This is a genomic window from uncultured Hymenobacter sp. (genome assembly GCF_964243305.1).
Lineage (GTDB): Bacteria > Bacteroidota > Bacteroidia > Cytophagales > Hymenobacteraceae > Hymenobacter.
Genome location: NZ_CAXTEF010000003.1, coordinates 121,713 through 135,052 on the forward strand (window position 1 = coordinate 121,713; position 13,340 = coordinate 135,052).

A 13,340-nucleotide genomic window follows, 5' to 3' on the forward strand; every position below is an offset into this window, starting at 1 on the left:
TGCGTGGATAAAACGTCATTTTTTAACCTGACTGAACAGGGCGGCCAATAAGGCTGAACCACAATTAATTCATTCAATCCGTTGGATTCCGTTAAATCTGTGGTCTAACCTTCCGGCCGGTTTCACGTTGTGCCGGAACCGTCCCTTACTTTTGCCAACCTTTTTTCCGGAGCTTACTCCCTTTTATTATGTACTGGACCCTCGAACTCGCCTCCTACCTGGAAGATGCGCCCTGGCCGGCCACCAAGGATGAACTGATTGACTTCTCCATTCGCTCCGGCGCCCCGATGGAAGTGGTCGAAAACCTGCAAGCCCTGGAGGACGACGGTCAGCCCTACGAGAACATCGAGGAAGTATGGCCTGACTACCCCACCAAGGAGGACTTCATGTTTAATGAAGACGAGTATTAATCTGAGTTATGAGTTCTGAATTATGAGTTATGAGTTGGATAATGACCGTGCTGCTCAACTCATAACTCATAATTTAAAACTCATAACTTCCACGCTCCGCGTGGAAAATCTGGTTGCGGGGTACCCTGGTCGTCAGGTGCTGCTCCGCAACCTTTCTTTTTGCCTGCCGGCGCCGGCCTTCGTCGCCATTGTGGGGCACAACGGCAGCGGCAAAACCACGCTTTTCCGGGTCCTGACCGGGCAGCTGCCGTACGAAGGCCGCGTGCAGGTGTATGGCCGCGAGCGGCGCTCCCTACCCCCCCCGGCCGCCGCGAGGCTGCTGGGCTATCTGCCGCAGCGCGGCCCTCTCGATTTCGCCATTCCGGTGCGCGAGCTGGTGCTCATGGGTCGCTACCGCCACCACGGCCTGTTCAGCTCCTACTCAGCCCTGGATTACAAGTTGGCCGATGCGGCGTTGCAGCAAGTGGGCATTGCGCATTTAACCCAGCGCAGCTTCCCGGAGCTGTCGGGCGGCGAGCAGCAGCTGGTCTGGCTGGCGCAGCTCAGCTTGCAGGACGCGCTGGTATATCTGCTCGATGAGCCCACCCAGCAGCTCGACGTGTACTACCGGCGCCGCGTGTTTGAGCTGGTGCACGGCTGGGCCGCGGCCGGGCGCACCGTGCTGTGCAGCACCCACGACCTCGACAGCCTGCTGAATTTGAGTGGCTTTTTGCTTAATCTGTCGGAGCCTGCCCCCCAGCTACGCCCACTCAGCCCCGAAACCGTGCGGGCGGCGCGGCAGCTGCTGGAAACAAGAGCGTAGAGTACGGGGCTTGCTTCCGCCCGGCATCTGCGCCGATTTGTTAATAAATCCAACGATTGACGTTCACGCGGCGGGCGGGGGCAAGCCCCGCGCCCTACCCCTGCCGCTGCCCCGGCCGGCCCCGCAACACCTGCGCAATGGAGCGCATAAAGGGTCCTGGCGTCACGGAGTTCATCACCCGCAGGTTGTCGGCCCAGGAAGTTTCCTCATTCAGAAACTGAAAGATGCGCTCCACCGGGTTGCGCTCAAACAGCTCCCGGAAGATGTCGCGCACGGTTTCGCCCCGGCGCTGCATGATGTCGAGCAGCAGCGTGTCGAAGAGGCGGAACTGCCACTGGTCGCCGGTCGCGTCGGCGGGCGGCTGGCCGGTGGCCGCCAGCGCCGCTACCAGCCGGGCCGAGTGCGCCTGAATGCGGGCAAAGGCGTAGCCGGTGCTGGGCTTGGCGCGCCCGGCGCGGGTGCCCAGGTTGAGGATGCGCGGCCCGGCCCGCGCCGGCAGCGGGTGGTCGCTCATCGGGATGTCGCCGGTTTCTTCGGCCGTAATGCGATAATTCCCTACCCCCCGTGTGCCGGCCAGGTAGTCCCGAATGGCGTTTTCGTAATCGGCTTTGGGAAGCCGCGTGGCCGAAAACAAGGTGTACTCGACCAGCGCCCGCCGCGCCGTAAACGGCAGCACATAGATAAAGCGCGGCTCGTGGTGTTGCGGCCCCCGAAAATCCATGAACTCAACCACCTCTGGGTCAAACACATCCTGGTCGGTTTCGACTTCCCAGCCCACGAAGTGCTGCAATAAGTAGCGGTGCCGGTCGGGCCGCGGCGCGAATTGCGGGGGCCGGCTGTCAAAGGCGTAGCGAGCCCGAAATTCCCTACCCCCCTCCGCGCGAGCAACCACGTCGGATGCCTCATTTTCCAGGCTTTCTACCGAAATTTTCAGGCGCGTAAACTGAACGTTGCCAGCCAGCTTCTGCTTCACAAATTGATAAAAATCCAGCCCCCGAATGGTGAGGTAGCGGTAGCGTCCTAAATCGAAAACCTGCTCAAATCCCGGTGCCCGAAACGCCGCCTTACGCCAAGTGCGGATGGCAATTTCGTCAAACAGCGTGGGCTTATCGGTCCAGAACGACCAGGTGCGGTCGTTCTGGTCTTTGACTTCGGGCTCCAGCAGCAGCACGGTTTTGCCGGCCAGCCGCGGCTCCCGGCTGATATGATACGCCAGGCTCAGTCCCGCCGCCCCGGCGCCGACAATCAGGTAATCGTAAACCACAGATTGAACGGATTTCAACGGATTAAACGGATTATTTGGGGGCCCGCGCTGACTAAGACAAACTCACTTGACAGTTAAACAAGCGGAACCACAAATAATCCGTTTAATCCGTTGGAATCCGTTCAATCTGTGGTTAAAAGTTCGGCGACAGCAAATACTTGTGGTAGAAGTCGTCAATGATTTTGACCGCTTCGGCGGCCGTGTCCACAATCTGCACCAAGTGCAAATCCTCGGGCGAGATGTTGCTCTCCTCAGTCAGCATAATGCTTTTAATCCAGTCAAAAAGGCCATTCCAGTAGGCTGAGCCGACGAGCACAATCGGGAAGCGGCCGATTTTCTTGGTTTGAATGAGCGTCAGCGCTTCAAATAACTCGTCAATCGTGCCAAAGCCGCCGGGCATCCCCACGAAGGCCTGCGCGTACTTGACGAACATCACCTTGCGCACGAAGAAATAGTCGAAGTTGATGATTTTGTCTTGGTCGATGTAGATGTTGTGCTGCTGCTCAAAGGGCAGCTCGATGTTCAGCCCCACCGATTTGCCGCCCTCCGAGTGGGCGCCCTTGTTGCCAGCCTCCATGATGCCGGGCCCGCCGCCGGTGATGACGCCGTAGCCGTGGCGCACGAGCTTGGCCGCAATTTCCTCGGCTAACTGGTAATACGGATTATCGGGCTTGGTGCGCGCCGAGCCGAAGATGCTTACGCAGGGCCCAATCTTAGAGAGTTTCTCAAAGCCCTCCACAAACTCAGCCATCACCTTGAAAATCTGCCAGCTATCGGCAATTTTAATCTCGTTCCAGTCCTTATCAACGAAGGCTTTGCGCAGGCGCTGTTTTTCCTCATCGGGCAGACCTTCGAGCACCGCCGGGCCGCCGGGCTGCTCCATCTCGGTGATGGTCGTCAGCTTGTTATCGTTGATGTTGGGCTGCTTGATAGTTTTGCCGCTGCCGGCATTCTGGGTTTCGTCGGCGAGCTTGGTGGTGCTGATTTTGGCGGATTTCGTGAGCTTGGGCATAAGGCGAATCGAAGGAAAAAAGAAGGTCGCCCCGGCTGGTGCAGGGCGACCAAAAATAAGGAGCGCAAGTTACCGGATTATGAGCGAATAGTAGTATTGCCGAGCCCTGGCGAGCCAGCAGGGGGGTAGGGAGTCAGGAGCCGAAAGCCGGTCATGCTGAGCTTGCGAAGCATCTCGCCAGGGGAAGTAATCAACTTCTGCAATGATTGGATTAGCGCCCGACGCGAGATGCTTCGCTGGGCTCAGCATGACCGGCTTTTTGCGCAATTCCCTACCCCCCTACTTCGCCCGAATGGCAATGACGGGGTCCATATTGGCGGCCAGCACCGCCGGCACGATGCCGGCCACGATGCCAATGCCCACCGAGACGAGCAGGCCCAGTATTACCCGCGCCGCCGTCATGGTGAGGGGTAGGGCATCCTGCGGAATCAGAGTGATGAGCCAGACCAGCGCCACGCCGGCCAACCCGCCAATCAGACACAGAAAAATGGCCTCGAACAGAAACTGGAACAGGATGAAGTAGTTTTTGGCGCCCAGCGACTTCTGAATGCCGATGATGTTGGTCCGCTCGCGCACCGAAACGAACATGATGTTGGCAATGCCGAAGCCGCCCACCAGCATGGCAAACGAGCCGATGACGGCCCCAATCAGCCCGATAGCGCTGAAAAGCTTAGTAATCTGCCCGGCAATCATCTCGGGGCGGTTGAGGGCGAAGTTGTCTTCCTGCCGGGGCTTGAGGCCGCGAATGTTGCGCATGACGCCCTTCATCTCGTACTCTAAATCGAGCAGGCCCACGTCCTCATTGCGGCCCTTCACGCCGATGCGGGGCTGCGGGCCACCCATTCCGTTGGTGCTCAGGCCGAAGAGCTTGGTGAAGGTGCCGAATGGAATCAGCACGTTAGTGTCGTTGCTGGGCGTGTCGAGCAGCTTCTTGCCTTCCTTTTCCATGATGCCGATGATGACAAACGTCAGGCCGGCGGTCTTGAACTCCTGACCCAGCGCGCCGCCCTGCGGATACAGATTCTGGGCGATGGTGGCGCCGATGATGGCCACCGGCCGGGCCGCCTCCATTTCCTGATTGGTGAAGTAGCGCCCCTGGTCCAGCGGCACGGCGCTCACCACGCGGTAGTCGTAGCTCACCCCCTGAATAGCGCAGTCCGAGACGGAATTCGAGCGCACTTTAAGCGTGTTGCCGCCCTTGGCCGCGAAAATGGCCACGCCCTGCTTGTTGGCGCTGAGCTGCCGGCGCAACTCCTGAAACTCGCGCGGCGTGGGCACGGGCCGGTTGAAATACTTCCACCAGGGGTAGTCGGGCCCAAAGGTCCAGGGCCACTTCTCCACGTAGATCACCTTGTCGCCCACAAAGTCCATGCTGCGGCGCACGTTGGCCTCCAGCGAATCCACGACCGTGAAGACGGCGATAATAGCGAAGATGCCCACCGTGACGCCGAGCAGCGAGAGCGTGGTGCGCAACAGGTTGGAGCGCAGGGCCTGCCACGCGAAGCGCAGGCTTTCCAGGGAGAGGCGAAGGGCGAGCATGGGGGTAGGGAATGGGCAGGAATTAGTGCTGCAAGCCAAGCTACAAAGAACGTCATGCAGAACGCAGCGCAGCGGAGAGAAGCATCTCGCTCGGGGAAGTAATCCAACTATTATTCAATTACTTGAATTAGTCAGCGGGCGAGATGCTTCTCTCCGCTGCGCTGCGTTCTGCATGACGCTGTATTACACCTGGTTTGACTTCCCCACCAAAAAAATCGTACTTTTGCATCCCGAAAATATCGTAGCTTCCCTAACTACTGCCTAATGGCGATGAAATTATCTGAGTTCAAGTTTGAACTCCCCGAGGGCTCGGTGGCCCAACACCCGGCCCGCAACCGCGACGAGAGCCGCCTGATGGTGCTGCACCGCGACAGTGGTCGCATCGAGCACCGCACGTTTAAAGATATCCTGGACTATTTCGTTGAGGGCGACGTGTTTGTGCTTAACGACACCAAGGTTTTTCCGGCCCGCATGTACGGCAACAAGGAGAAAACCGGCGCTATTATCGAGGTGTTTCTGCTGCGCGAACTCAACAAAGAGCTGCGCCTCTGGGACGTGCTCGTGGACCCGGCCCGCAAAATCCGGGTGGGCAACAAGCTCTACTTCGGCGAGTCCGATATGGTAGCCGAAGTCATTGACAATACCACTTCGCGCGGGCGCACCATCAAGTTTTTGTTTGATGGCACCGACGAGGAATTCCGCAAGGCCTTGTACGAATTGGGCGAGACGCCCATCCCGAAGGACGTGCTGCTACGCGAAACCGAGGAGGCCGACAAGGAGCGCTACCAGACCATCTACGCCGACAAAATCGGGGCCGTGGCTGCGCCATCGGCGGGCCTGCACTTCACCCGCGAGGTGATGAAGCGCATGGAAATCAAGGGCATCGAGACGGCGGCCGTGACTCTGCACGTGGGCCTGGGCACCTTCCGCAACGTGGACGTGGAAGATTTGACCAAGCACAAGATGGATTCGGAAAACTACATCGTGGAAGCCGAGGCCTGCACCATCGTCAACAAGGCGCTCGACGCCAAAAAGCGCGTCTGCGCCGTGGGCACGACCAGCATCCGGGCGATGGAGGCGGCCGTGTCGGCGCACAACCGCATGAAGCCCACGCAGGGCTGGACCGACCGTTTCATCTTCCCACCCCACGAGTTCAAGATTGCCAACTGCCTGCTGACCAACTTCCACACCCCGGAAAGCACGCTCGTGATGCTGGCCGCCGCCTTCGCCGGCTACGACATCCTGATGAATGCCTATAAGGAAGCCATCAAGGAAGGCTACAAGTTTTTCAGCTACGGCGATGCCATGCTGATTCTGTGATTCCATAGTAGTCGGCAGCTTGTAATTAGCAGATAGATTCTTTCCAAAACGCCCGGTTGCTTTTCAGCGGCCGGGCGTTTGCTTGGCACCCGGCGTTAAACCCTAACTTTTTCTGCGTCTCGTGGCTGACTACCGCCTACCCCCCTCCGATTCCCAAACGCCCCGCTTCGCCATCCTCGTGGCCGGGGGCAGCGGGCTGCGCATGGGCGCGGCGGTGCCCAAGCAGTTTCTGCTGTTGCGGGGCGAGCCGGTGCTGGCCTACACACTGCGGGCCTTTGCCGCGCCAGCGCTGGGCGTGCGGAAAATAGTGGTGGTGCTGCCGGCCGCCGAGCTGGATACCTGGCAGCGCCTGGGCCGGGAGCAGCAAGTATCCCTACCCCCCCACTTGCTGGTGAGCGGCGGCGCCACCCGCTGGGCTTCGGTGAAGGCAGGCCTGGCGGCGCTGAAAGGCCACGCCACGGGCCTGGTGGCCGTGCACGACGGCGTGCGCCCGCTCGTGCCGCTGGCCGTGATTGAGCGCACCTACGCCGCCGCCGCCGTCCACGCCGCCGCCGCCGCCGCCGTGGCGCCCAAAGATTCGGTGCGGCAGGTGGCGCCGCACGGCTCCGTGAACCTGAACCGGCAGCGGCTGCGGCTGATGCAAACGCCCCAAACCTTTGAGATTGACCTGCTGCGCCGCGCCTACGCCCTACCGGAGCTGCCGAGCTTCACCGACGACGCGACCGTGGTGGACGATTTGTGCCGCGTCGAACTGGTGGAGGGCGACTACCGCAACCTGAAAATCACGACGCCCGAGGATTTGCTCTTGGCCGAGGCGCTGCTGGGGGCAAAGTAGCGCCGGTCGTAGCCCGCTGTTCGGGCCATTCGGCGGAATTGAGGGGGTAGGGATTTTCAGGTTGCGGCGCCGTCCTCGGCGCGGCGCGCAGAACAAAATCCCGCCCTACTTTCACTTCATGGAATACACCTCGCTCCTCTACGAGCTGCGCCCCGATGGCGTGGCCACCATCACCCTCAACCGCCCCGAAGTATTCAACGCCTTTAATGACCCGCTGAGCTACGAACTGCAGGATGCGCTCAAGCAGGTGGCGCGCGACGCGGCGGTGCGGGCTGTGGTGCTGACCGGCGCCGGCCGGGCCTTTTGCTCGGGACAGGATTTAAAAGCAGCCCAAACGACCGAGAAGCGCTCGTTCTACGACTCGCTGCACCAGCGCTACAACCCCATTATCCGGGCCATGCGCGGGCTGCCCAAGCCCATCGTTGGCCGAATTAACGGCGTGGCAGCCGGGGCAGGCTGCTCGCTGGCGCTGGCCTGCGACGCGCTCGTGGCCAGCACCGAGGCCTCGCTGATGGAGGTGTTTATCAACATCGGCCTGGTGCCCGACTCGGGCTCGTCGTGGTTTTTGCCGCGGCTGGTGGGCACGCTCAAGGCGTTTGAGCTGTGCGCGCTGGGCAGCAAGGTTTCGGCTGAAGAAGCCCTGCGCCTGGGTTTGGTCAGCCAGGTGGTCGGCCCCGAGCAACTGGACGAAGCCACCTACGCCCTGGCCGCGCGCTACGCTTCGGCGCCCACCAAAGCCATTGGCTTGCTCAAGCAGATGCTCAACAAGGCCGGGGTAGCCACCCTAGATGAGATGCTGGACTACGAAGCACACTGCCAGCAGATTGCGGGCGAAAGCGCCGATTATAAGGAAGGCGTGGCGGCGTTCAGCGAAAAGCGCAAGCCGGTGTTCCGGGGCGCCTGAGCCCGCTGGCTCAACCCGCTTTTCGGGGCGGCGTATAGCAGGCCAACGGCCCCAGCGGCTATTTTTCTTTCCTATTATACTTGCCATGACCTTCTTTCTTCGGCGCCTTACGTGGGCCCTACCCCTGCTCACGCTGCTGGCTTGCTCGTCCAACAACTCCGGCACTGCCGACCCGGTGGAGGCGGCCCGCAATCGCAACGAGAAGAAGATTGACACGGCCGACATCACTAAAAAGCAGGAAGCCGACGCCAACTTCCTGGTCAATGCCACCAGCAACGCGCTGCTGGCCGTTGAGCTGGGCAAGCTGGCCCAAACCCAGGGCAGCACGGTGTTCACGCGCACCTACGGGCCGCGCCTGGTGCAGCAGCGCCTGGAGCTGCTGCGCGCCCTGCAAGGCTTGGCCTCAGCCAAGCAGCTGGCCGTGCCGGCCGACCTGGGCGAAGATGCCCGCACCGCCTACCACGAGGTCAGCACTCAAACTGGCCTGCCGCTCGACAAGCGCCTGCTGGCGCTGGCCATCAAAACCCAGAAGCAGGATGAGGATGCCTTCGATGATATGCGGGAAGATGCCTACGATGGCGACATCCGGGCGCTGGCGGCCAAATACCTGCCCGCCGTGCGCGAGCAGCTGGCCGCCGCTCAGGAGGTCGAGGACCACCTGACTGAGTAGCCAGTTGCTGATTTGGCAGAGCTGCCACCTGATTTAAGCAGGCTCGCTAAGCCGTTTTTTGAAGGCTCCAAAGCTATTTTTCTTAGTAAGCTCAACCATTAGGCCTACTAACGCGGATAACCTCCCTGCTTGCCTTGCGTAGAGCAGATAAACAACTCAACCATCGCCACCTATTAATCTTTTTCTTATGAAACGCCTCCTCTTGCCAATGCTAGCCGCCGCGCTGCTCAGCACCTCTGCTTGTAATAACGCCGAGAAAGCCACCACTGGTACCACGACTCCCGAAACGGCGGGCGGCAATGCCAGCGACAACGCCATGAATTCGGCGACGAGCGGTGACGCCACCACGGCCACCATGCCGGCTAATGCCAACAACCCTGATAACATGGCCAGCTCGGCCGGCACGGCCCCCGGCGGTGTAGCTGATGCGGGTGGTTCGGGCATGACCGATGCCAGCATGGGCGACCCGAATGGCCCTACCGGTCCTCATAAGGACGACCCGGAATTCATGAAGACTGCCGCTCATTCCGACCAGAATGAGATTCAGCAAAGCAAAATGGCCCTGGCTAAAGGCGTAACTGGTATGGCCAAGGATATGGCCAACAAGATGATTGCCGACCACACCAAATCGACGGCCGACTTGAAAGTTATTGCCGCTAAAAAAGGCGTAACCCTGCCCACCGACATGGACGCCGAGCACAAAGCCCTGGTGCCGACGATGCAAAAGCTAAGCGGTAAGGAGTTCGAAGCCAAGTACATCGCTCAGATGGACGCCGACCACCAAAAGACGGCCAACACCATGATGGCCCACGAGAAGATGACGCAGGACGCCGACTTGAAAGGCTTCATCGGCAAAACCTTGCCCGTAGTGCAGCAGCACTTGGCAATGGCCAAGAAGGGTGAAGGCATGGGCAAGATGTAGTTATCGCCCTTCCGAGCTAGTCAGAATTGAGTTAATCGCTAAAAAGCCGCTGTGGGTTTCCACGGCGGCTTTTTTGTGGGTCCCAAATCCCTACCCCCCTCCTACGCCGCGTACTTGCTCGTGCGCAGCTCCTCGGCCAGGAAGCGCGCCGTGTGGCCTTTGCCGGACTTCGCCACTTGCTCTGGTGTGCCCTGCGCCACGATGGTACCGCCCCCGGCGCCACCTTCGGGGCCAATGTCGATTATGTGGTCGGCGACCTTAATCAGGTCGAGGTTGTGCTCGATGATGAGGACGGTGTTGCCCTTGTCGACCAGCTTTTGCAGCACGTCGCTCAGGTGGCGGATATCCTCGAAGTGCAGGCCCGTCGTGGGCTCGTCGAGGATGTAGAGGGTTTTGCCGGTGTCCTTTTTGCTCAGCTCCGTGGCCAGCTTCACGCGCTGCGCTTCACCGCCGCTGAGCGTCGTGGCCTGCTGGCCCAGGGTCAGGTAGCCCAGGCCTACATCATTCAGCGTCTGAATCTTGCGCAGAATGCGGGGCTGATTCTCGAAGAAATCGACGGCCTTTTCCACGGTCATGTCGAGCACGTCGGTGATGGACTTGCCCTTGAAGCGCACTTCCAGGGTTTCGCGGTTGTAGCGGCGGCCCTTGCAGGTTTCGCAGGGCACGTACACGTCGGGCAGGAAATTCATCTCGATGGTGCGGATGCCGGCGCCCTCGCAGGTCTCGCAGCGCCCGCCCTTCACGTTGAACGAGAACCGACCCGGCCCGTAGCCGCGAATCTTCGCCTCCGCCATCTCGGCGAACAGGCTGCGAATCTCCGTGAACACACCGGTATAAGTCGCTGGATTTGAGCGCGGCGTGCGGCCAATCGGCGACTGGTCCACCTCAATCACCTTGTCAATCAGCTCCAACCCTTCGATGGCGCCGTAGGCCAGCGGCTCTTTCTTGGCATTAAAAAAGTGCCGGTTCAGAATCGGGTACAGCGTGTCGTGAATGAGCGTCGATTTGCCGGAGCCCGACACGCCCGTAACAGCTACCAATTTACCGAGGGGTAGGCGCACCGTGACGTTGCGCAGGTTGTGGCCGGTGGCATTTTTGAGCACAATTTCGCTGCCGTCACCCTTGCGCTTTTGCCGGCGCAATTCGATGTGGCGCTGCCCACTCAGGTACTGTGAGGTCAGCGAGCCGGAGTTAAAAATCTCCTGCGGCGAGCCGCTAGCCACGATGTGGCCGCCGTGAATGCCCGCGCCCGGCCCGATATCGAGCACGTGGTCGGCGTGCAGGATCATATCCTTGTCGTGCTCTACGACAATCACGGAGTTGCCGATGTCGCGCAGGTGCTGTAGGGCCTTGATTAGCCGCTCGTTATCACGCTGGTGCAGGCCAATGCTCGGCTCGTCCATGATGTAGAGCACGCCCACAAGCTGCGTCCCAATCTGCGTGGCAAGGCGGATGCGCTGGCTCTCACCGCCGCTCAGGGTGCGCACCGAGCGGTGCAGGTTGAGGTAGTCCAGCCCGACTTCCAGCAGAAAGCCGATGCGCTTGCGAATCTCCTTGAGCAGCTCGCGGGCAATGACGTTCTGCCGCTCGCTCAGCCGCTCTTCCAGGCCCACGAACCAAGCCGCCAGCTCGCTCAAATCCAGCACCGACAGCTCGCCGATGTGCCGGCCGGCTAGCTTGAAATGCAGACTCTCTTTCTTTAATCGAAAGCCCTGGCACTCCGGGCAAGTCTGCGCCGTGGCGTACTGCTGAATCCACTCCCGGATGTTATCGGAATCGGAATCCATCTGCCGCCGCAGGAAGGGAATGATGCCCTCAAACGGCTCGGCGTAGATAGATTTGTTGTCGTCGGCCTCGTCCTCGGTAATGCCGTGCAGCAGGCGCTTTATCAGGTCTTCGGGCAGCTTTTCGAGCGGCGTGGTCAGGCTGGCCTTGTGCTTTTTGACGATGAGGCCGAGCTGCTGGAAAATCCAGATGTCGCGAAACTCGCCCAGCGGCGCGATACCGCCGCGGCTGATGCTCAGCTTCTTATCCGGCATCACCGAATCCTCCGTGATTTCCTGCACCTCACCCAGGCCGTGGCAGGTCGGGCAGGCGCCGTAGGGCGAGTTGAAGCTGAACGTGTTCGGCGCCGGGTCGTCGTAGGCGATGCCGGTGGCCGGGTCCATCAGGAAGCGCGAGAAAAACTGCGTCCTACCCCCCTTGGCTTTGTCAACCCCCTTCTCAGCCTCTGGGTCGAGTACCAGCATGGTGCCCTTGCCGTGGGTCAGCGCGTTCTGCACCGAGCCAGAGAGCCGAAACCAGTCGTCTTCCTTGGCCACGAGCCGGTCAATCACGATTTCAATGTCGTGGATTTTGTAGCGGTCCACCTGCATCTTGGGCGTGATGTCGAGCAGCTCGCCATCGACGCGCACCTTGGTGAAGCCCAGCTTGGCAATTTTCTGAAAATCCTCGCGGTAGTGGCCCTTGCGGCCCTTCACCACCGGCGCCAGAATAATCAGCTTTTTGTCCTGGAAGTGCTTGAGGATGTAGTTGATAATCTGGTCGTCGCTCTGCCGAATCATCTTCTGCCCCGTCGCGTAGCTGAACGCCTCGGCCGTGCGCGCATACAGCAAACGCAGGAAGTCGTAAATCTCAGTGATGGTGCCCACCGTCGAGCGCGGGTTGCGCGAAGTGGTTTTTTGCTCAATGCTGATGACCGGGCTCAGCCCCTCAATCTTGTCCACTTCCGGCCGCTCCAGCCCGCCCATGAACGAGCGGGCGTAAGCCGAAAACGTTTCCATGTAGCGCCGCTGCCCTTCCGCGTAAATCGTGTCAAAAGCCAAGCTCGACTTGCCCGAACCCGAAATACCGGTGAACACCACCAGCCGCCCGCGCGGAATTTGCACACTCACGTTCTTCAAATTGTGCTCCCGCGCGCCGTACACCTCGATAAACGGCGCTTCTAGGTCGGCACCTTCGCCCGCCACCGGCGCCGGCAGCTGCCCGCTGATGCGGCTCTGGTCGTGCCCGTTGTGCCCGGCCTGGCTGAGTTGGCTCGCCATCAAAGCCACTTCCTCGGCCGAGACAGGTTTGGCGGCGGGCGCCTTCTTGCCGTTGGCCGCTGGGCGGGGGGTAGGGTTAGCCAGCTTGTCCTGCTTGGCTTGCTTCTTCGATTTGTAAGCCGCCGTGTCGGCGCCCTCGTTGGCCTTGCTCTGCCGGATGGCCTCCTTCACGGCCTCTGTGGCGGCGGTTTTGGACGTTTGCGCCGTAATTTCGGCCAGCACATCGGCTATCGCTAAATCAGCCTGGGCGGGCTTGACAGCGGCTTTTTTGCCAGCTTTGGGCTTGGGAGCCGACTTGGTAAGAACGGGCGCGGCAGCGGATTTTTTGGCCATTTACGGGCGGAGCGGATAAGTCTGCAAAAGTACGGCAAAGCCGCCCCGAAAGCTAGCCGGAATAGCTTCGCAGCTAAGCCGTTTGGCGCAGCCGAAACTAGTTCAGGTTGGGGCGTCGGGGCACAACCGCCGCCGGCCGCTTTTCGTGCCGGACAACTGGAAGGAGAGCAGCCCAAACGCTCTTTCTAATCCCTACCCCCTCGCCTCTGTCAACCCGCTCCAAGTGCCAGCGTTGGTTTGGCCTTATTGTTGGAAAGCGGCCCCCTAGCCAGCCGCTGGCCGTTT

General features: G+C 60.5%; 11 protein-coding genes. 7 read left to right on the forward strand and 4 right to left on the reverse strand.

All coding sequences use genetic code 11. From position 1 onward, the window contains the following. Window positions 1–188: 188 nt before the first annotated feature. Together ACFE70_RS03390 and ACFE70_RS03395 are read left to right on the forward strand one after the other, a co-directional pair. Entirely contained in the window at window positions 189–410 is a 222-nt protein-coding gene (locus ACFE70_RS03390; protein WP_035561220.1) for a DUF2795 domain-containing protein, read from the forward strand. A gap of 100 nt (window positions 411–510) precedes the next feature. Beyond that, window positions 511–1,212, forward strand: coding sequence for an ABC transporter ATP-binding protein (locus ACFE70_RS03395; protein WP_375416306.1), 702 nt, complete (start codon window positions 511–513; stop codon window positions 1,210–1,212). A 94-nt stretch (window positions 1,213–1,306) separates the two neighbouring features. Here the strand turns inward: ACFE70_RS03395 and ACFE70_RS03400 are convergent, their stop codons facing one another. The 3 genes from ACFE70_RS03400 to ACFE70_RS03410 form a co-directional block, all read right to left on the reverse strand. Beyond that, the gene (locus ACFE70_RS03400) at window positions 1,307–2,476 is read right to left on the reverse strand and encodes a lycopene cyclase family protein (RefSeq protein ID WP_375416307.1); all 1,170 of its coding nucleotides are present in this window, start codon (window positions 2,474–2,476) and stop codon (window positions 1,307–1,309) included. 133 nt (window positions 2,477–2,609) lie between these two features. After that, entirely contained in the window at window positions 2,610–3,359 is a 750-nt protein-coding gene (locus tag ACFE70_RS03405) for a TIGR00730 family Rossman fold protein (RefSeq protein ID WP_375416386.1), read from the reverse strand. Window positions 3,360–3,767: 408 nt separating this feature from the next. Then, window positions 3,768–5,027, reverse strand: a complete 1,260-nt coding sequence (locus ACFE70_RS03410) for an ABC transporter permease (protein WP_375416308.1) — start codon at window positions 5,025–5,027, stop codon at window positions 3,768–3,770. A gap of 270 nt (window positions 5,028–5,297) precedes the next feature. On the opposite strand from ACFE70_RS03410, the gene queA reads away from it, so the two are divergent. The 5 genes from queA to ACFE70_RS03435 all read left to right on the forward strand — a co-directional run bounded on the left by queA (window position 5,298) and on the right by ACFE70_RS03435 (window position 9,678). After that, the gene (gene queA / locus ACFE70_RS03415) at window positions 5,298–6,347 is read left to right on the forward strand and encodes a tRNA preQ1(34) S-adenosylmethionine ribosyltransferase-isomerase QueA (RefSeq protein WP_375416309.1); all 1,050 of its coding nucleotides are present in this window, start codon (window positions 5,298–5,300) and stop codon (window positions 6,345–6,347) included. Between the two features lie 121 nt (window positions 6,348–6,468). Beyond that, window positions 6,469–7,182, forward strand: coding sequence for an IspD/TarI family cytidylyltransferase (locus ACFE70_RS03420; protein WP_375416310.1), 714 nt, complete (start codon window positions 6,469–6,471; stop codon window positions 7,180–7,182). Window positions 7,183–7,300: 118 nt separating this feature from the next. After that, window positions 7,301–8,086: an enoyl-CoA hydratase-related protein gene (locus tag ACFE70_RS03425; RefSeq protein WP_375416311.1), complete on the forward strand. Its 786-nt coding sequence runs from the start codon at window positions 7,301–7,303 to the stop codon at window positions 8,084–8,086. An 85-nt stretch (window positions 8,087–8,171) separates the two neighbouring features. Continuing rightward, window positions 8,172–8,756: a DUF4142 domain-containing protein gene (locus tag ACFE70_RS03430; protein ID WP_375416312.1), complete on the forward strand. Its 585-nt coding sequence runs from the start codon at window positions 8,172–8,174 to the stop codon at window positions 8,754–8,756. Between the two features lie 187 nt (window positions 8,757–8,943). After that, window positions 8,944–9,678, forward strand: a complete 735-nt coding sequence (locus ACFE70_RS03435) for a DUF4142 domain-containing protein (RefSeq protein WP_375416313.1) — start codon at window positions 8,944–8,946, stop codon at window positions 9,676–9,678. 101 nt (window positions 9,679–9,779) lie between these two features. On the opposite strand, the gene uvrA is transcribed toward ACFE70_RS03435, so the two are convergent. Further along, window positions 9,780–13,055: an excinuclease ABC subunit UvrA gene (gene uvrA / locus ACFE70_RS03440; protein ID WP_375416314.1), complete on the reverse strand. Its 3,276-nt coding sequence runs from the start codon at window positions 13,053–13,055 to the stop codon at window positions 9,780–9,782. Window positions 13,056–13,340: the final 285 nt, after the last annotated feature.